This is a genomic window from Paraburkholderia jirisanensis, from assembly GCF_054782355.1.
In genome coordinates this window covers 212983-233687 of the sequence record NZ_BAAGSQ010000026.1, presented here as the reverse complement: position 1 = coordinate 233687, position 20705 = coordinate 212983, and the positions used below count along the sequence as shown (strand labels likewise).

12 protein-coding genes are annotated in these 20705 nt (G+C 61.3%); 10 read left to right on the top strand and 2 right to left on the bottom strand.

From position 1 onward, the window contains the following. Window positions 1-153 precede the first annotated feature (153 nt). The gene (locus ACYVNQ_RS17375) at window positions 154-291 is read left to right on the top strand and encodes a hypothetical protein (protein ID WP_460904946.1); all 138 of its coding nucleotides are present in this window, start codon (window positions 154-156) and stop codon (window positions 289-291) included. 669 nt (window positions 292-960) lie between these two features. After that, entirely contained in the window at window positions 961-1638 is a 678-nt protein-coding gene (locus ACYVNQ_RS17370; protein ID WP_460903791.1) for a hypothetical protein, read from the top strand. Window positions 1639-1693: 55 nt separating this feature from the next. Here the strand turns inward: ACYVNQ_RS17370 and cynS are convergent, their stop codons facing one another. Continuing rightward, window positions 1694-2143, bottom strand: coding sequence for a cyanase (cynS, locus tag ACYVNQ_RS17365; RefSeq protein WP_460903790.1), 450 nt, complete (start codon window positions 2141-2143; stop codon window positions 1694-1696). A gap of 223 nt (window positions 2144-2366) precedes the next feature. Continuing rightward, entirely contained in the window at window positions 2367-4559 is a 2193-nt protein-coding gene (locus tag ACYVNQ_RS17360; protein WP_460903789.1) for a M1 family metallopeptidase, read from the bottom strand. Between the two features lie 1072 nt (window positions 4560-5631). Between ACYVNQ_RS17360 and ACYVNQ_RS17355 the strand changes: the two genes are divergently transcribed. The 8 genes from ACYVNQ_RS17355 to ACYVNQ_RS17320 all read left to right on the top strand — a co-directional run bounded on the left by ACYVNQ_RS17355 (window position 5632) and on the right by ACYVNQ_RS17320 (window position 20685). Further along, window positions 5632-14172 carry a discoidin domain-containing protein gene (locus tag ACYVNQ_RS17355; RefSeq protein ID WP_460903788.1) on the top strand — a complete coding sequence of 2847 codons (8541 nt, stop codon included), beginning with the start codon at window positions 5632-5634 and terminating at the stop codon, window positions 14170-14172. A 176-nt stretch (window positions 14173-14348) separates the two neighbouring features. Beyond that, window positions 14349-14771, top strand: a complete 423-nt coding sequence (gene gspG, locus ACYVNQ_RS17350; protein ID WP_460904945.1) for a type II secretion system major pseudopilin GspG — start codon at window positions 14349-14351, stop codon at window positions 14769-14771. Between the two features lie 100 nt (window positions 14772-14871). Beyond that, window positions 14872-16059, top strand: a complete 1188-nt coding sequence (locus ACYVNQ_RS17345; protein WP_460903787.1) for a type II secretion system F family protein — start codon at window positions 14872-14874, stop codon at window positions 16057-16059. Continuing rightward, on the top strand, window positions 16056-17744 hold the full coding sequence (locus ACYVNQ_RS17340) for a GspE/PulE family protein (RefSeq protein WP_460903786.1): 1689 nt from the start codon (window positions 16056-16058) through the stop codon (window positions 17742-17744). The genes ACYVNQ_RS17345 and ACYVNQ_RS17340 overlap by 4 nt, the downstream gene beginning before the upstream one ends. Beyond that, entirely contained in the window at window positions 17737-18726 is a 990-nt protein-coding gene (locus ACYVNQ_RS17335) for a hypothetical protein (RefSeq protein WP_460903785.1), read from the top strand. Before ACYVNQ_RS17340 ends, ACYVNQ_RS17335 begins: the two co-directional genes overlap by 8 nt. Then, the gene (locus ACYVNQ_RS17330) at window positions 18723-19274 is read left to right on the top strand and encodes a PilN domain-containing protein (protein WP_460903784.1); all 552 of its coding nucleotides are present in this window, start codon (window positions 18723-18725) and stop codon (window positions 19272-19274) included. The genes ACYVNQ_RS17335 and ACYVNQ_RS17330 overlap by 4 nt, the downstream gene beginning before the upstream one ends. Further along, window positions 19271-20134 carry a hypothetical protein gene (locus ACYVNQ_RS17325; RefSeq protein ID WP_460903783.1) on the top strand — a complete coding sequence of 288 codons (864 nt, stop codon included), beginning with the start codon at window positions 19271-19273 and terminating at the stop codon, window positions 20132-20134. Before ACYVNQ_RS17330 ends, ACYVNQ_RS17325 begins: the two co-directional genes overlap by 4 nt. Continuing rightward, window positions 20131-20685, top strand: coding sequence for a hypothetical protein (locus tag ACYVNQ_RS17320; protein ID WP_460903782.1), 555 nt, complete (start codon window positions 20131-20133; stop codon window positions 20683-20685). Before ACYVNQ_RS17325 ends, ACYVNQ_RS17320 begins: the two co-directional genes overlap by 4 nt. Window positions 20686-20705 lie beyond the last annotated feature (20 nt).

Below are 20705 nucleotides of genomic sequence, written 5' to 3'. Positions count from 1 at the left end.
TGCGCCGGGCCTTTCCGTAACACGATCAACTGAATACGCAGCCACCTGACGAAGACGATACGTCAGCAGCGAAGTGGGCACGCCCGTGCCGCAGTCTACAGGCGAAATACGAATTGAATATAAACGCTTGCTGGCGGCGGCGATGCACGTTCTATTAGGAATTCCACCGTTTCAATTGTCGAGGCCAAGGTAAACGGAAAGTCAGCGTTGTTCGCTGCGGGCAGTGGACGACGGCTGAGCCCAGCCCAACGCCAGGCCCTCGTCAAACTCGGTGTGCCAGAGAATCGCTGAATCGACTCTTCTTCATGACGCGCTCCACGTGGATGCGCCGTTATCCTGGATCAATCTGGCCTCAGATTCCCAAGGCAGGTCAGGAGCAGATTGAGAAAATCTCAGAGCGAGCGTGAAGCATCCGAATTATTCGACATATCCGACAGAATTTATCGGATACCAAATCGAACACCCATGCGATGCGCATCGATAGCTCCCCATTTTAGGAATTCGCTGATTTCTCCACCATGTATTTCCGCCGAGGATTTTTAGCTTGCGCGGGACAAATGCGCATACGCCCGGTCTGCATCGCGATCGGTCCTTTCCGGCATTCCATGGAGAATTCGAATTGAAGAACTGGCAGGCGTACGACGCGGGCATCGTAATGAGACGAGCGCTGTTGAGGCTGAGAGACAAATTCACTAGTAGAGGGAAGTCATCGAAGGTATCGATAGCTGCACAGTCGACGACATTCCACTCACGTTCATTGGCGCAGAGGTATGGCGCTACGGTTGCAAAACCGAAGGCGTCATTGGCGAACATGGGCCGCACCCAGGCCACCAGCAGCCGCCGCATTAATTGGTAAATCGGCGGGGCCGACCAAACATCATCAGGGATCTCCGGCAGGAGGCCCGGCTTATGTCGCGCAGATGCTGTCGCCGCATATGCGCGACCATGGAGGAATAAAGCGTGGAACTGCAAACCCGATATATCGCTCCCATGTCGCTATGGCTTGTCGTGCAAAAGCGTTACGGCCGCACCAGTATATTGATCGAGCCTGTCACGGTCGGTAGTGAACACGCCAAAGGTCCGGCTATCTTCCTGTCCCGCATCGTTGCGAACGTATACGCGACCTTGCGCAACAGATATGACCTAAAAGACAACGGCGGCTACTGGCAGGTCATGCCTTTAGAGGAATTTGACCTGCTGAAACATATCCGTGATTGCAACGGTAAGCTCTGGTGCATGATGACTCACGGTGTCGCAGTGGATGGCACGAGTTCAATCATCGTCGCGGAAGGTGCACCACGCATTCGCTATGTACCGCTGCATTTCCATCCGCCCACCGACACAGACGAGATGACTTTCCTGTTCAATGAATGGGTGTTCGACTTCATCCGTACCGAGTTGAACTCGATCGGCCTGTCGAACTATGAGGAGCAGCTAGAAGCACTCGACGAACTGGACGATGAAGCCTTTGCGGATACCATGATGGACGCCATCGAACAGATCAAAGTCTGCCTTACGCCAACAAGGCAAGAAAAAATCCTATGGAGCGTGTACAGCACAACCCATAGAACCTGGATAACGGGTGAAGAAACACCCTGTACGAATCCCGAAGCCGCTGTTGCGCACGCGGCACACTAGCAAACGCGCATCGTGAGCGAAGGGCCCCGTACTAACGGGGCCTCGGCGCAACAACTCAATACGTCTTATACGGCAGGAACTTCCCGGACAACACCACCTTAACCCGGTCCCCCTTAGGATCGCTTTCCCGCTGGATATCCATCGAAAAGTCGATAGCGCTCATGATGCCGTCGCCGAACTCTTCATGAATGAGTTCCTTGATGGTGGTGCCATACACACTCACCACCTCATACCAGCGATAGATCGCGGGATCAGTCGGAACCGCTGTCGGCAGCGAGCCCTTATAAGGCACGATCTGCAGCCAGGCCACGGCCTCATCCGGCAGATCGAACAGCTTGCCGACAATCTCCGCCTGCCTTTTGTCGAAGGTCATCTGTCCAAGACAAGCCGCGGTGGTCCACTCCTTCGACTGCCCCACTTCTTTAGCAATCTGCGCCCACTTGAGTCCTTTACGGACCTTTGCTGCAACGATCAATTCGGTAACTTGCGCACGGCCTGAAATCATGACTTGTCTCCGGAAAAGTAGGCACCGGCATGTGCCGGCCACTCGCCACATCTTATCGGGAAAAAAACAGACAGGTGCATGTTGTGCACGGCGTGCAAATCCGAAAGACGCCATAAAAACAAAGGCTTATTAAAGCTAAAGCGAACAACGGTGCCTTTAAAGCCACCGTCCCGGCCGCGCTACTACCGCGAACCGGGACGGTTCACCGCTACCTACATATCGCTTACTCCGTAGCGCTGCTGCTACGCTGCTTCAGCTTGCCCTGGAAGTGCAGCACCGGACGTTCCGGCTGCGCTTGCGGCGTCGCGAGCATCTGACGGCGTGCCGTTGCGCTCGGCGGCGTCAACGAACCAATCGTCGTCGCCCGTGAAGCATTGGCGAGGCCCGAAGCAACCAGCATCTTCGCTTCCATCTGCAGATTGGTCAGCAGTACCGGATCGCTGACGATCGTGCTGCTTTGCGCAAGCAGCTGGCTCCACGCGTTATCGCCATAGTTGATCACGTAGTAGTCCAGGCCGGTCGGATCTGCCACCACGCTCGTGCACCCATTCAACCGCACCTGCATCTGCGTATCCTTCAACGCAACCGTCTTGCGGCGGATCAATCCATCGCCATAAGCCAGCGTCAACGGCACCGCCCACTGGATGCCCGGATACGTGTTCTGGCTCGGATACGGCTGCTGCTTGAGCGTCACGATCGTCTGGTTCGTCGTCAGATCGCATTGCGTGTCGAGTGAAACAAGCGGCACGCCGGTTTGACGCACGTAGCTGTCGCCAATCGCTTCCATCGGCTCGCCGCTCGCCTTCGAAAGCTCTTTCCACAACCGCTGCGGCGTCACGTTACCGAACGAGTAGTCGGCCAGATACGATTGCAGGCCCTTGCGCATCACGCCTTCGCCGAGATAATTCTCGATCGTCTTCAGCACGATGCCGCCCTTGTCGTACGTGAACGCGCTGGCACGAATCACAAAGTCGTTAGACGCCCAATCGTTGAAGTTCGGCTGGATCGGGAACGCGGTGTTACGCAAATCGCGTTGCATCACCGCGTACTTGGTCTTGACCTCGTCGACCCAGTTGAAGCGGGTGGGGAAGAACTGGATCTTCGTCTTGTTCTCGAAGAACGTCGCGAACGACTCGTTCATCCACACGTCGTCCCACCAGTCGAGCGTCACGAGGTCGCCGAACCACTGGTGCGCGGCTTCGTGCGTCAGCACGGTCACGCCATAGTCGGACATCGCGGTGCCCGGCGCCGGCAGAATGTCGTCGGCGAATTCGAGAATGGCGCCCCAGTTCTCCATCCCGCCGAAGTTCAGGTCTTTCTGCGCCTTGAATGCGTCATTCGCGGCAACCGTGTCGAACTTGCTCAACGGCAGCGGAATGCCCGTATAGCGATAGTAGTAATCGAGCGCCTGCTTGGTTTGCTGCATCGCCGGCACGGCCCAGTCGCGCATGCCCGGCGGCGTGAAGATGCGCAGGTGCAGGTTCTTGTGGTCCGGCAGCGGGCTCACGAAGTCGTCTTCGAGCGTATCGAACAGGCCGCCGCCGAAGAACAGCAGGTACGATGGCATCGGCGGCGTCTTTTCGAACGACACGCGCTTGTAGCCGCTATCGACGCTCACCGGCGGCAGCTCGGCGGCATTCGATACGACGCGCCAGTTCTGCGGCACTTCTGCTGACACTTCGTAAGTCGGCCGGAACGCCGGTTCGTCCCAACCTGGGAACCATTGCCGGGCAAGGTTGCTTTCGCCTTGCGTCAGGATCGCGCCGCTCGTCGCGCCATCCGTCGATTTCAGATCGACGCGGAAGACGCCCTCCGCCGCGGAGCAGCCAGGGTATTGGTCGTCGCCGCAACTGCCGCCGGTGTGCGTGGCCGGATCGTCGTAGGACTTGAAGTTGATGATGCCCGACCACTCCATATGCAACGAGTAGTTGCCGGCGGGAATGTGCCCGCTCGATGGCCGCAGCTGATAGAAGTCGCCGTCGTCCTGCGGCGTGGCGATCAGCGGGATATTGCCCGGCTGCAGCATGATCTTGCCGCTGGTGAACTTGATCCGGTGCCCGGCGATCACGATCTGGTTGACGTTCTTCGTCACCTCGAGCTCGACGTCCGCGCGGCCGTCGAACGACGACAGGTCGGGGTTCGGCCGGAACCATAGCTTGTAGTTGATCGGCTTGACCGTGTTCGGCAATTCAACCGGCTTGACAGTCTTGTTGATCGTCTTGTCGGCGACGACCGGTTGTGTCGGCACGGCAGGAACGCTGGCCGGTTGCGATGCTGCGCCGGCCGCGGCAGCGCCGCCCTGGCTTGCCTTGTTAGAGGCCAGGCCGACGTCGTCTGCACCGCCTCCGCATGCGCTCAATGCCATCGTGCCGGCTAGCAGCATCGACACCATCTTTAACTGGAAATGGTCACGCATTGTTAGTCCTCGATTGGATATAACTTCTATGAAATGTGCGGAACGTTAATAATCAATATCTGGGAATGCGGAAAAAAGACTCCCCTCATTCGCGCAAAGGCGAACGAAAATTCGTCAATAAACAGGCGAAAGCGGGCCTCAGCTAATTACGCCGATATCTATGCCTTTAAAGTGCGAACTGGAGAATTGCAGTAATGCTGAAACGCAACGCGCGGCAGGCGCCGCGCGCAGGCAGAACACGCTTGCCGGCTTTATCGAACCTGAATGAAGGCGTTCGTTTTGATGACTACTGGCTTACGATGAGCGACAGATTAATTGGGCAAACGTTGGCGTGTCAACTCTATTGCAAAATATTTCAAACGACGGCCGGAATATGCGAAACAATTAAATGCGGAATTAACGTAAATCACGCACTACATTGAAATTGCATAATCAGAATAATTTACGGTTGATGCACTGCATCGGGTAAATTTTGACCGGATCAAAAGAGCGGTCGACTGGACGTACCGGACGCGCGCAGCTTCGCGAAGTTGTGGTCTAAAAGTGCCATGGCGTAAAATGACCTTTAACACCCTTGCAGCCAAACCGCCGAACTCTTGAGCGACCGTCACTAAAGCCTTGCGATCGAGGCCTTAGGCGCTTAAGCAGCCTTGTCAGCATGCGAACTTTAGGCGCGTAACCCGAACGCCCATCACGCTGCTTAGACAGTGTTTAGCAAGAACTACTTCGTCCCTTAGCACGCCAGGCAACAAAGCTACGAAAGAGTTACCGCGTAACCACAGTCACTGCTCCGTCACAATTCCTCGCTCGACCAAGCCCAGTAATCGTTTTGGCTCAAGCAATCGTTTGCGGCCCGAAGCGCACTTCGCATTTCCGTACATCGCTACGCATTCTGGACATTCCGTCAACATTACTGAGACCCGATAATCCCCCGCCGGATGTCAGAGAGCCGTTAGCGCTTAGGCATCGCATCGACAGAGGAGTTCGCCATCGACAGCCTGGCCAGGCGCAGTCGAGGCGAAGCCACGCGTACTAAAACCATGTATCAAAACCTGAAGAAGGGATACTCATAATGCGCGATCGCGCCAGGCATCTTACGGGGCAGCTCACGGGCTGGTTTGTATTGCTAGGGGTGTTGCTAGGCTTCGCTGCTGCTGCCCAAGCTGCTACAAGCGAAGCCTTACCGCCGTCCAACCGGATCGATATCGATCTTGGACAAACGCCCTGGAAATACATCAAGGACACGGACAACGACGCCTTTGCCACGCCGCAATTCGACGACTCCAGTTGGGCGTCGAAGGGCGTGCCGCAATCGCCGTCGGATAACGATACCTTCCTGAACATGGAGTCTGGCGGCGGCGAAGGCCAGCTGACGGGCAACATCATCTGGTATCGCAAGCACTTCAAGATGGACCCGACGTACTCGAACCGCAAGATCCTGGTCGAGTTCGAAGGGGCTCATACCGGTGCGCGCGTGTTCATCAACGGTACCTTCCTGAAGGGCAACAGCGCGGTCAACCCAAACGCGACGCACGTGGTGGGTTTCGTGCCGTTCGAAGTGGACATCACGAACTACGTGCACTTCGACGGCACCGATAACGTGATCGCCGTCGAAACCGCACGTAACGCAAACTTCTTCGAGGCGCCGAGCTTCAGCGGTGCGTTCCGCTTTGGCCAGGACGACTCGGGTTTGTTCCGCCACGTGTGGATGCACATCACCGACAAGGTGCACATTCCGGAGAACGTCTATTCGGTGCTGCAAACGTGGGGTACCTACGTTGCCACCACCGGCGTGAGTTCGTCCTCGGCAACGGTGCGCGTGCAGACCAACGTTCTGAACGAGAACGCGGTTGGTCAAGCTGACCAGAGCGTGACGCTAACCACGCAGATCGTCGATGCACAGGGCAACGTCGTCGCGACGGCTCAAAACACCAAGACGATTCCGCCCAACGCCGGCCCTGCGCTGACGCCGACGCCGTTCGACCAGACGATGACGGTGCAGAACCCGATCTTCTGGTACCCGAACAACAGCCCGGTGCTAAACGGCGGCCCGTACCTGTATCACGTGATCCACACGGTCAGCGTGAACGGCAGCGTGGTCGACGTGAAAGAGACGCCGCTCGGGATCCGCGTGATCACGTGGGACAACAACTTCCCGTACTTTAACGGTGTGCCGCACTACCTGTGGGGCGCATCGGGCCGCTATGACTATCCGGCGCTCGGCTCGGCTGTGCCGGACAACCTGAAGTGGAACGACCTGTATCTGCTCGCGCAAGCCGGCGGCAGCATCTGGCGTCCGGGCCATTCGTCGGAAGGCCCGGTATTCCTCGATGCGGCAGACGCGTTCGGCATTATGGTGATGCAGCCGAGCGGCGACGGTGAGAACGGTTTTGCTAGCTTCTGTACCGATACCGTTACGCAGAATTGCGCATCGCCGACCAACTGGACCCTGAAGCAGGAACTGCATCGGGACATGATCGTCAACGGGCGTAATCACCCGTCGGTGCTTGCATGGGAAGCTGACAACGGCGCGACCGCCACGCCGATCGCGCAAGCGTTGAAGCAGATTTCGATTCAGTGGGACCCGATCAATACGCGCGCCCAGGCAGACCGCACGCCGAATCCGGCTAACGGCGATCTGCTCGGTTGTAGCGGTGACGGCTGCGACATCGGTGTCAAGAATCAGTTTCCGAATTCGCCGTCGGTGGGTTCCGAATACTGGGGCAATGGCGTGGGCCGTGCGAAGTACGACTTCGAACTCGCGTTTGCCGCGCCGTATGTGAACAACTGGGTGCACAGCGTGCTCATCAAGTCGATGGGTATTGCGCATTGGTATCTGGCTGACACGCCGGGTGAAATCGTCGACCAGGTCGACGGTACGTTGAACAGCAGCGTGCGCAGCAACGGCGCGTCGATGATGGACGAGCATCGTCTGCCGCGTCTGCTTTACTACATCTACGAAGCAATCTGGACGTCGTTCGACCGTAAGCCGGTGGTCAAACTGGCTTATAACTGGAACCGTTCGGGCACCGTGACGGTGAACGCGTTCAGTAACTGTCCGTCGGTGCGTCTGCTGGTCAACGATCAGCCCGCTGGCGCTGACCAGACGCCGAACCCGACGACCTCGGACTCGAGCTCGAACCTGACGCAGAGCACCACGCAGTTGCCGGGCCAGGTGCACTGGGACAACATCACGTGGGTGCCGGGCACGCTGAAGGCGGTCTGTCTGAACAGCTCCGGCCAGGCCGTGGCGCAAGACGTGCAGGTGACCGCAGGCGCCGCCGATCACATCGTGCTGAATGTGGAACCGTCGACGCCGAAGCCCGATGGCTCGCAATTCGATCTGCGCGCTAACGGCACGGATGTAGCCGTTATTACGGCACGCGTGGTGGATGCGAACGGCAACCTCGTGCCGGACGCGACGCCGGAACTCACGTTCAACGTGCCGTCGTCGGATGTCGCCGGTGAGTACCGCGGTGGCTCCGATCACTACGTTGCGCAGCAAAACGGTGTGCCGTTGGCGCAAGGCTTCCACGCACCGGGCGATCCGAAGGTGTTCGCGGAAGGCGGCATCACGCGGGTTGCGGTCAAGACGACCTTCACGCCGGGCACCGTGCATGTGACGGCCACGGCAAACGGCCTTGGCGCAGGCAGCACGTCGTTCGTGGTGTTGCCGGTGGTTAGCCAGCAAACGTTTGATGGTACGGATCTGGTTATCGGCGCGCAGCAGGCAACGGGCTTGCAGATCGTGACGCAGCCGACCGACCAGACGGTGACGCGCGGCCAGATGGCCACCTTTACGGTGCTTGCGGCGGGCGCTTCTCCGCTGAAGTTCCAGTGGTTCAAGAACGGCCAGCAGATCGACAACGCGACCAGCTTCAGCTACACGACGCCGGCTACGCAATCGGGCGACAACAACGCCACGATTAGCGTGACGGTGAGTAATGCCAGTGGCAGCGTGCCGTCGCAAACCGCGACGCTGCACGTGGTCGAACCGGCTGTGCCGCAGATCAACACGCAGCCTGCGCCGCAAACCGTGACGGCCGGCAATTCCACCAGCTTCACGGTGGGTGCACAGGGTTCGCCGACGCTGACGTATCAGTGGCGCAAGAACGGTGTGGCGATTGCCGATCCGTCCGCGCAACAGCAGACGTACATCACGCCGGCTGCGTCGATTCAGGATGACGGCTCGCTGTTCAGCGTAGTGGTGACCAATACTGCCGGTTCGGCAACCTCGCAGGACGCGAAGATGACGGTCGGCACCGCAACGCCGCCGACCATCGTGTCGCAGCCGCATGGCCTGAGCGTGCCGGTTGGCCAGAGCGTGAGCCTGAGCGTGGTCGCGACCGGTTCGGATCCGCTGACGTATACGTGGACCAAGAACGGCGCCACGGTGCTGCAAGGTGTCGACAAGAAGGTGCTGTCGATCGTCTCGGCTTCGAGCACCGACTCGGGCGAGTATGTGGTGACGGTGAGCAACGCCGGCGGTACGGCAAGCACGACGCCGTTCACGCTGTCGGTCAGCGGTGGTGATAACTCCAACCTCGCAATCGGCGCATTCGCATCGTCGAGCCAGACCGAAGGCGACAACCTGGCTGCCCGCTTCGTCAACGATGGCAACACCACCACGCGCTGGGGTTCCGCAATCGGCGACGACAACGGCTGGGTCGAGCTCGATTTCGGCACGCCGAAGACCTTCGACGAAGTGGTGTTCGTGTGGGAAAACGCGTTCGCGAGCCAGTACAACATCGAAGTCTCCGACGACGACAAGAACTGGACCGTCATCAAACCGGTAACCAACGGCACGGGCGGTACCGACCCGCAGTCGTTCCCGAGCACGACGCACCGCTACCTGCGCATGCAGGGCGTGCATCGCGCGACGGATTTCGGTTATTCGCTGTTCGAGTTCGAAGTGTTCGACACGCCGCAGTGCGGCATGGCAACCGAGCGTTTCACGCCGATCCCGGCTCAATCGGGTACGTGGCAGTCGCCGTTCCCGCAAATCCCGTCGGGTCCGTTTGGCCCGACCGTGAAGGACAACGTCAGCGGTTTGACGTGGCAGCAACTGGCAACGACGTTCCCGGGTCAGGGTGACCAGTTCACGCAGCCGGTCGCGCAACAGTACTGCGCGTCGGTCGGCATGCGCGTGCCGACGCAGAACGAAGCGTTGACGGTAGCGGGTCCGAACTTCACGCAGTGTGCGTTCCCGGGTCCGTGGACCACGTGGACCACGACGCCTGATACGACCCAGCAGGGCCGTGCCTTTACCGTGAGCTCGGCGGGTCAGTCGGTGTCGCAGATCATCGATAACACCCCGGTCGCGGCACTGTGCGTGTCGGGTCCGACTTCCGGTGCGCCGGTGATCAAGACGCAACCGGCTAGCCAGACGGTGCCGGCTGGGCAGAGCGCGACGTTCACGGTGCTGCTCGACGACACGGTGAAGGGTCCGAATCGCTTCGAATGGAGCGAGAACGGCAAGGTGGTGGGCATCACGACCACCAACAGCTTCACGACGCCGGCTGTCACGTCGGACGACAACAATGCGCAGTTCACGGTGCGCGTCAGCAACGCGGGCGGCACCACGCCGAGCCAGGCAGCCACGCTGACGGTGAGCGCGGGTGGCGGCAATGGTGGTGACGGCGGTAATGGTGGTAACGGTGGCAATGGCGGTGATGGTGGTAATGGCGGCAATGGTGGTAACGGCGGAAACGGTGGCACGCCGCCCCCGCCGCAGACCCCGAGCGCCGATCTTGCGATCGGTGCGACGGTAACGGCCAGCGGTTCGGAAAACGATGGCCTGCTGCCGCAGAACGCTGTAGACGGCGACATCAACAGCCGCTGGTCGTCGGCCTTCACCGATCCGCAGTGGTTGCTGGTGGATCTCGGTACGGCGCAGACGGTCGATCGCGTTGTGATCGACTGGCAGGATTCGTTCGGCGTCGCTTATACGGTCGACACGTCGCCGGATGGGCAGAGCTGGCAGAACGCAGTGACGCAGAACAACGGCGCGGGTGCCGAAGAAGACTGGCGCTTTGCAGCACGCACGGCTCGCTATGTCCGCTTTACCGGTACCAAGCGTTCGACGCAGTTCGGCTATTCGATGTTCGAGTTCGGTGTGTACAACACCGCGAATACCCCGCAGTTCGGTATTGCAGCGAACGTCACCGGTAGCGGTACGGTGTCGCCGGCAGGCACTACGCAGGTGTATCAGGGCGGCACGCAGACCTACACGTTCACGCCGGCTGACGGCTTTGCAGTCACGAACGTACAGGTGGATGGCGTGGACGTTGGTCTCGTGAACAGCTACACGTTCAACGACGTGCGGGTTGGCCACACGATCAGCGTGACGTATGGGCCGAACTCGGCCTCGGTGAACCTCGCGCTCGGCGCGACGGCCACTTCGGGTGATCTGGAAAGCCCCGCTTATCCGGCGTCGAATGCAGTGGACGGCAGTATGGATACGCGCTGGTCGTCGGCTTTCGCGGATCCGCAAACGCTGCAACTGGACTTTGGCACGGTGCGTACGTTCAATCGCGTGGTGCTGTTCTGGCAGAACGCGCGTGCAACGGACTATACGATTCAGACGTCCAGCGACCTGCAGCAATGGAACACGGTCGTGACGAAGACGGGTCAGCAGGGTGCGGTTGACGATCTGACCTTCGATACGGTCAATGCGCGTTATGTGCGGATGGTCGGTACCAAGCGCAACACGGGCTATGGCTACTCGCTGTATGAGGTCCAGGTGTACAACATGCCGGTATTGCCGGCGATCACCACGCCGCTTGCACCGGTCACGGTGAATCAGGGTGATGCCGCGACGTTCTCGGTAGTGGCAAGCGGCACCGGCCCGCTGACTTACAAGTGGTTCAAGAACGGCGCGCTGGTGGCAACCACCACGGTGCCGTCGTACACGACGCCGGCAACGGTGGCGAGCGACAGCGGCGCGACGTTCAGCGTGATCGTCAGCAATGTGGCGGGCGATTCGCCGCAGAGCGCGGGCGTGACGCTGACCGTCAACCCGCCGCCGGGCAGCAGCAATGGCAACACCGGTGGCGACACCGGCAGCGACAACGGCGGTAACGGCAACACCGGTACCGGCAACGACGGCAGCACCGGCAACACCGGCGGCTCGACCGCGCCGCGTAGCGCGAACCTGGCGCTGAACGCAGTGGTGCAGTCGAGCGGTGCGCAGGACGACGGCGACACGGCAGTCAACGCGGTGGACGGCAATCTCGGCTCGCGCTGGTCGTCGAACTTTGCCGACGATGCATGGATGACGGTCGACCTGGGTGCGCCGGCGTTGTTCGACCGCGTGGTACTGCGTTGGGAAAACGCATTCGGCAAGGCCTATGTGCTGGAGTCGTCCAACGACAACAAGACGTGGGCGCCGCTCGTGACGCAAAACGCAGGCACCGGTGGTACCGAAGACATTCCGGTACCGGCCACGACCGCACGCTATGTGCGTATGCAAGGCGTGCAGCGCGCGACGCAGTACGGTTACTCGCTGTTCGAGTTCGAGATTTACAACTCGGCGGCGACGCCGAAGGTCGTGATCAACGCGACCAGCAGCGCTAACGGTTCGATCAGCCCGTCGGGTGCAATCAATGTGAACCAGGCCGGTTCGCAGACTTTCACGGCAGTGCCGGCAGCGGGCTTCGGTGTTGGCTCGCTGACGGTGGATGGCCAGGAAGTGCCCGCGCAGACCAGCTACACCTTCACCAACGTGACGGCGGCGCACAGCATCAACGTGACCTTCGTTCCGCTGGCGGCAAGCGTGAACCTGGCGCTGCATCAGGTGACGACGGCTAGTGGCATTGAAAACGACGGTACGCCGGCATCGGCGGCAACGGATGGCGACCTGACTACGCGCTGGTCGTCCGCCTATGTCGACGATTCGTGGCTCGCGGTCGATCTCGGCACGGCACAGACGTTCGACCGTGTGGTGCTGACGTGGGAAAACGCACACGCAACGAACTACGTGATCGAGACGTCGAACGACAACAACAACTGGAGCACGGCGTTCACCAACTCGAACAGCAACGGTGGCGTGGAAGACGACAAGTTCACGTCGCCGGTCACGGCGCGCTATGTGCGGATGCACGGCATCAAGCGCAGCACGGGCTACGGTTACTCGCTGTTCGAGATGGCGGTGTACAACAGCGGCACGTCGTCTTCGACGCCGCCGCCGCAGCAGAGCGTGAGCCTGATCGAGCAGCCCGCCACGCAGAGCGTGCCGGTGGGCCAGAACGGCCACTTCGCGGTGCTGCCGTCGGGCAGCGGTCCGTTCACGTACCAGTGGCGCCGCAACGGCACGCCGATCAGCGGCGCGACGACGCGGACCTACGATACGGCGGCCACCACGAAGGCTGACGATGGCGCGGTGTTCAGCGTCATCGTGACCGGCCCGAATGGTCCGTCGACGTCGAACGACGCAACGCTGAGCGTGGATAGCACGATGCCGAACTATCCGATCACGCCAGGCTTTATCAACGTCGATCTCGGGAATAACACGAAGGGTGCGTTCACGGACGACAAGGTGTTTGTGGAAATCATCGGGCGTGATCCGCAGAGCGGCAACTTCGTGTGGCTGAAGCCGGACGGCACGATCATGCCGATGCTGGTGTCGGACAACGATGCGCCGAATCACCTGACGTCGGGTACGAATGCTGACGGCTCGAGTAACAACTATTCGAACTACGCGTTCACGCTGGCACAGGCGAAGTCGATCAAGATCCCGCATATCTCGTCGGCCCGTATGTATGTGTCGCTTGGCAGCCCGGTGTTTATCAAGGTGCTGACCGACGTGAACAACAACATCGGTTTTGCCGGGCCGAACCCGCAGAACGGCACGGATGCGAACGTCAACGTGGTGTTCGACTGGATCGAGTTCGATAACGGCGGCAACACGCTGTTCATCAACACGACCCAGGTGGACGAGTTCAGCATTCCGCTGGTCGAGGATGTGTACGGCAACAACCGTACGACGCACATGCAGACGGGTATCACGATGGGCAAGGCTGACATCTTCGCGGCCTACGCGAAGGAAGTGTCGGCTCCGTTCCAGAGCGAACTGTCGGGGAACATCCGCATCATGGCGCCGGCGAAGAGCACCTTCGACGCCGGCCAGGTGAACGGTCATTACTTCGACGCCTACATCGACCAGATGTGGCAGCAGTACGCGAATCAGGACCTGGTGTTGAACCTGTTCGGCAACCGCCGCTTCATCGGGCGTGTGACGGGCAACCAGTTCGTGTTCACGGAAGTGAATCTGAACAACGGCGGGTTTGTGGGCGGTACGTACACGGTCAACAAGCCGACTACCCAGGACGTCTTGCTCGGTGCGGGTAACTTCGCGACCGGCGATTCGACCACGCTGCAGATCGAAGCGCAGATGTGTGCGGCGTTCAACCGCCATGTGATGGAAGACGTCAGCAAGTGGCCGACTCCGACTGCATGGTGGGGCACGTCACCGACCAACGAGTACGCGCGGTTCTTCCACGACCACAGTGTCAGCGGACTCGCGTACGGCTTTGCGTATGACGACGTGTCGAACGGCAGTTCGTCGATCGTCGCGCCGCAGCCGGAGTACATCAAGTTCGGGATCGGCTGGTAATGCGATGACGGGTAGTGCCAACTAAAGCCGGTTAAAGGCAATGAACGGCCAGCATTTGATGCTGGCCGTTAGCGGTTTACAACGCAGTACACGGGTTCGTTAGGCAAGCAAAACGAGGAGAGCATCACATGCAGTTCGAAACACATGGTTCTGCAGTTGTCGGCGTTGCAGCGCCGATGCGCACGCGTATCAGGAAACAACGAGGCTTTACGCTGCTCGAATTGCTGGTGGTGCTGGTGATCATCGGCATGCTCGCGGCGCTGGTCGGGCCGCGTTACTTCGCGCAGCTCGGCAAGTCGCAGGTGACGGTTGCGCATGCGCAGATCGACGTGTTCACCAAGGCAATCGACAACTTCCGGCTGGATGTCGGGCGTTATCCGACCGCCGAAGAAGGCTTGAACGCGTTGTTCGTGAAACCGGCCAATGCGGACAAGTGGGGTGGTCCGTATCTGAAACGGGAAGTGCCGCTCGATCCGTGGGGCCATCCGTACGTGTACAAGATCCCCGGCGCGAAGAGCGACTACGCGGTGATCTCGAACGGACCGGATAACAAGCAAGCCGGTGGCAACGGCGAAGAAGCGGCCATCAGCAGCGAGTGATCGGGTAAGCAGCGGGGATAGTCGTTGAGGCAGGCCACGATGCGCCGCTAATCCCGACCGGGCATAGCGGCCTCGCAGCACAAAGAGTTGGCAAAACACCATGCAATACGAAGTCAGGGCACTCTCGGCGGACAATCGCATCGTTGCGATGACCATCGATGCACAGGACGAACACGATGCGCGCCGCCAGGTCGAGGCGCAAGGACTGCACGCGACGCATCTTGCGCCGTTGCGCTCGCTGCGGCGGCCGGCGGCCTCGCGCGGCAGCCTTTCGCTGGTCCTGTTCAGCGAAGAATTGCTGGCGCTGCTGACAGCCGGCCTGTCGATCGTCGAAGGGCTGGAGGCGTTGCTCGAGCGCGCGGGCGGCGGGCGCCTGCGCAACGTGCTGGAGCGGATCCTGTCGGGCTTGCGCGAAGGCAAGCGCTTTTCGAGCCTGTTGGCCGAGCAGCCCGATGTGTTCCCGCCGCTTTACGTGGGCATCGTGCGCGCGGCGGAAGGCACCAGCGATTTGCCGCGCTCGCTGCAGCGCTATGTCGACTATCAATCGCGCATCGACACGGTGCGCAACAAGCTGGTCAGCGCGGCGATTTATCCGTGCATTTTGCTGTTCGTCGGCGGCGGCGTAGCGGCGTTTCTGATTGCCTATGTGGTGCCGCGTTTCGCGACCATTTATGAAGGCACCGGGCGTTCGCTGCCGTGGATGTCGCAGGTGCTGCTCGACTGGGGCAAGTTCGCGTCGGGCCACGGTCTGATGCTGGCGGGCGGCGCGCTTGCCGTGATTCTCGGCGGCGGCACGCTGCTGCGCGCGGCGATCGCGAAAGCCGGCCTCGTCACATTGCTCGGACGGCTGCCGGTGCTCGGCCCGCATTTGCGCATCTATCAACTTTCGCGTTTGTACCTGACGCTCGGCATGCTGCTGGAAGGCGGCATTCCGATCGTGCCGGCCATGGAAACGGCCGGCGGCACGATCTCGCCCGCATTGCGCGAACGCCTCGGGCAAGCGCGCGCGGCCGTGCAGTCGGGCACCAATCTGTCCAGCGCATTCGAGTCGCAAGGGCTGACCACGCCGATCTCGCTGCGCATGTTGCGCGTGGGTGAGCGCTCCGGAGAACTGGGCACCATGCTGACCAAATCGGCGGCGTTCTACGACGGCGAGATCAGCCGCTGGATCGACCGCTTCACGCGGATGTTCGAACCGCTGTTGATGTCTGCGATCGGCCTTGTAGTCGGCACGATCGTGATTTTGCTGTACATGCCGATCTTCGATCTGGCGGAGAGCCTGTCATGAATGCCCCGGAATTCATCGAACCGCAGATCGACGCAGACGTGCTCGCGCGGGCGCGCGCTGCCGCGCAGGCGACGCAGCGCCATCTGCTGGTGGAACTGGAAGCGCTGACTGGTATCGAGCCGCGCGAACTGCTGCATGCGCTCGCGCGCAAGCTCGCGATGCGCGTGATCGAAACCGCCGACATGCTCGCGTTGCAGCCGGCGTTCGACCGCATCCCGCTGTCGCGCGCGATGCAGCGCCGCTGCGCGTTGCTGCGCGAGGCCGATGGCGCGCTGGTCGGCGTGCTGACCAATCCGTTCGATCTCGACCTGCAGACATGGCTCACTGCACAAGCTCGCGTGGCGATCGACGTGCGCCTGACGTTGCCGTCCGATCTGCAGGCATACCACACGCGCATGGAAGAATCGGCGCGCGCGGTGGATAGCCTCGAGACCGGCGAGATCGGCGCGCAGGCGGATGGGCGCGCCACCCAGGTGTTGTCGTTCGAGTCGGTCAGCGAGGCCGCGAGCCCCGCTGTGAAACTGGTCAATTCGACGCTGTACGACGCATTGAAAGCGGGTGCCTCCGATATTCACATGGAGAGCACCGCGAATGGCCTCGCATTGAAATACCGCGTGGATGGCGTACTCGATGCGGCCGCAACGATCAACGGCATCGAGAATGCGGAGCAGGTGATCTCGCGCCTGAAGGTGCTGGCGGAACTGGACATCGCCGAGCGGCGCGTGCCGCAGGACGGCAGCTTCCGCGTGGCGGCAGGCGGCCGCGACATCGACTTGCGCGTGTCGATCATGCCGAGCATTCACGGTGAAGACGCGGTGATCCGGATTCTCGACAAGCGCGCGATGATCGAAGCGTACGGCTCGCTGACGCTCGAAGCACTCGGCTACGACGGCGAATCGCTGGCAGCGCTGCGCAACCTCGCGGAAGAGCCGTACGGCATGCTGCTGGTGACCGGGCCGACGGGTTCGGGCAAGACCACCACGCTCTATGCGGCGCTGACCGAAATCCATAACGGACGCGACAAGATCATCACGATCGAAGACCCGGTCGAATACCAGTTGCCGGGCATTCTGCAGATTCCGGTCAACGAGAAGAAGGGCCTCACCTTTGCGCGCGGCTTGCGTTCGATTCTGCGGCACGATCCGGACAAGATCATGGTGGGTGAGATCCGCGACCGCGAAACCGCTGAAATCGCGGTGCAATCTGCGTTGACGGGCCACCTTGTGTTGACCACGGTGCACGCGAACAACGTATTCGACGTGTTCGGCCGTTTCAGCCATATGGGTATCGATCCGTATGCGTTCGTGTCGGCGTTGAACGGCATCTGGGCGCAACGGCTATTGCGCAAGACCTGTTCGCACTGCGCGGCGCCTTATGAGCCGAGCGAGGCCGAGTTGTCGCGACTTGGGCTCACGCGTGCCGACGTGGCGGACTTCGATTTCCGTCAGGGCACCGGCTGCGGCGATTGCCGCGGCACAGGCTACCGTGGTCGCCGTGCAATCGCTGAAATCCTGATTCTCGACGATGAAATTCGCGACATGGTTGTCGAAAAACAGCCGATCCGCGCGATCAAGGAAAAGGCGCGCAAGAACGGCACGCGGCATTTGCGCGACGTGGCGCTCGAACAGGTGAAGCGCGGCGAAACGACGCTGGCCGAAGTGAAGCGGGTGACCTTGAATGCGTAAGCGCCTGATGCCCGCCGTCCCTTCGTGGCGGCGCGGACATTGCCGGCTCGCGTTGTCGCACGGTGCGGTGGCGGCGTTGCGAGTCGAAGAGCGGTGGTTTGGCGCGGCACGCAAAGCGGCGCCGCATGTCGCGCAGCGGCTGCTGCCCGATTTCGCCACGGCAGCGGCCGATGAACTGGCCGCGCATCTTGCCGCTACGCTGGATGAAGTAGGCGGCAAGGGCCTGCCGGTTTATGCAACCTTCGACGATGAGCTGGTGCGCTATTTCATCGTCACGCCGCCGCAGAACGGCGCCCGCATGCAGGATTTGCGCGCCGCGGCCGGCGTACGTTTTCAGATGCTGTACGGGGAGCCTGCTTCCGCATGGCATATCGCCGCCGACTGGCAAGCCGGCGGTCCATTTGTGGCATGTGCGATTGCGCCGCGTTTGCATACGGCTTTGCAGCTGGCTGTGAAGACACAGCGCGGCTGTCTCGTTGCGGTCGCACCGAACTTTGTTGCCGCGTGGAATCGCTGGCATCGCCGCCTGGGTAGCGATGCGTGGCTGGCCACGCTGCAATGTCGCACGTTGACGGTCGGTCTCGTTACCGGCGCGGCGAGGCGCGCGCGTATCGGGGCGGTCCGCACGCTGGCGCTGCCGGATGAGAGGCCACCGCTCGTGTGGCTGCGCGAACAGCTCGAACGCGCCGCATTGCTCGATAACGTGGCGCCGCCCGCCGTGCTGCACGTGCATGGGCCGCAGATAGCCGCATGGCAGCAAGCAGCGACCGACGAAGCGGGTATAGCAGTGCGCTGGTGTACGACAGGCAACGCGGCAGCGCCTGCGCTTGCGTTGTCGTCGAAGGTGTCCAGCGCTTCATCGACATCGACGCCGGGCACCGTGGATGCGGCATCGTCCGCCAGCGCGATGGTTTCGCCCTTCGCGCAGACCACGCCGTTGTCCGCGCTCGCGCAACTCGCGTGGAGCGGCGCCGCACCATGAGACGTCTGCACATCGACCTCGCGCCGTTCAGCGCGCGGCGGCTGCTGTATCGCACCCATCCGGTGGTGCGCTGGCTGGTGGTGGTGGCGCTGGTGTTGTGCTTCGTTGCAGGCCTGCGTGCGCAAAAACTGTTGGCGCGCCTCGACTCGCTCGAACGCGAGACCGTGAACCTCGCCGAGCGCACCGCGCAAGCGGCGCGCGTGCGCGTTTCGGTTGCGCGCGCACCGATCGACGCAAAGCAGGCCATTGTGGTGAACGCTGCGATCGCGCGTCTGAACCTGCCGTGGGACGACATCCTCAATGCGCTGGAAGCCGCCACGCCGCATCAGGTCGCGTTGTTGTCGATCACGCCGGATGCGAGCCGTGCACTGCTCAGAATCGAAGCGGAAAGCAGCAGCAGCCAGGAGATGATCAATTATCTGACTGCACTGCAGCAGCAGCCGTTGTTCGGGCGCGTCGATCTGGTGCGCAACGAACTGGCCAAGGATCGCACGGACGGCGTGCTGCGCTTTCAGATCGAAGCGCAGTGGCGGAGGGCCGCGCCTTGAAAATGACGAATTTCACGCGCGTGTTGCTGCGGCTGCATCTGACGCTCAGGCGTTCTAGCGTCGGCTTGCTAGTGGCGGGGGCGTTCGCGCTGGGCGCTGCTTCGATGTGGTTCGCGCTGCTGCCGGGTATGGCGACGCGCATCGTCGACGAGGCGCGCGCTGTTGCGCGTGCGCGCTCCGCGCCGTTGCCGAAGCCGGTTGTGTCGCCTGCCACGCTCGCGGCCGAGCGGCTCAATGCGTTCTACGCGGTGCTTGGCGATGCGGGCCATACCGAGCAGGTCGTGATGCGCCTGTTCGATGCGGCAGCGGAGGCAGGCGTCAAGCTGGACAAGACTGAATACAAACCGGCCGCCGACCGCGTCGGCCGCTTCGAGACCTACACGATCGTGCTGCCGGTGAAGGGTGATTATGCGAGCCTGCGGCGTTTCTGCGAAAAGGTGCTGCTGAAAGTGCCGTATGCCGCGCTCGACGATATGCGCTTCAAGCGTAGTTCGGCCAACGATCAGACGGTTGAGGCGAGTTTGCGCTTTACGGTGTTTCTGCGTCCGGTGGCGGCTGGGGGTTTTGCTACGGTGGCTGGTGCCACTAGTGCTGCGACTGCTGCGACTGCTGCAAGTGCTGCAAGTGCTGCAAGTGCTGCAAGTGCTGCAAGTGCTGCAAGTGCTGCAAGTGCTGCTAGTGCTGCTAGTGCGACCACTGTGGCTGCTTCCAGTGCTGTGACTGCGACTGCTGCGAGTGCGCCAGCTGTCAGCGCGCCCGCTGTCAGCGCGACCAACGCGATCCGTCCGACGCGTCCTGCCAGTGCACCCACTGTAGCCACCGCTGTGCCCCTCCCCACAGCAGGCGAGGGGCGCCGATGAAAACGAAACACGCAGTAATGGCCGTGGCGTTCGTCGTATGCGCGGGGCTGCTGATCTTCGCGGACCACACACCCCCCGATCAGGTAGTCGAAGCCGCATCGCGCGCGGTGCGCGGCGACGCATCGCCGGCCGGCAGCGCGAACAGCACGAACAGCGCAAACGGAACCAACTCCGCATCGGCGGCCGGCATTCTCGCACTGCGCTCGCGTACCGAGCTGTTCGGTGCCGACGCTAGCGGCGCTCATCACGAACTGTTCGGCAGCATGCCGTGGGCGCCGCCATTACCGTCGATGGCCGCCTCCGATGCGCAGATTCCACCGTTGCCGCCATTGCCCGGAGCCATGTTGATGCCGTTTACGTATCTCGGCAAAAAGTCATCGGATGGCATCTGGGAAGTGTATCTGGCGCGCGGCGACGAAACCCTGATCGTGCACGACCAGACGGTGATCGATTCGACGTACCGCGTCGAATCGATCAAACCGCCGGTGCTCACACTGGTTTATTTGCCGCAGAAAACGGTTCAGACCATCGACATAGGCAGCGCCGACTAGCAGGCGCAACAAAAAAAGCC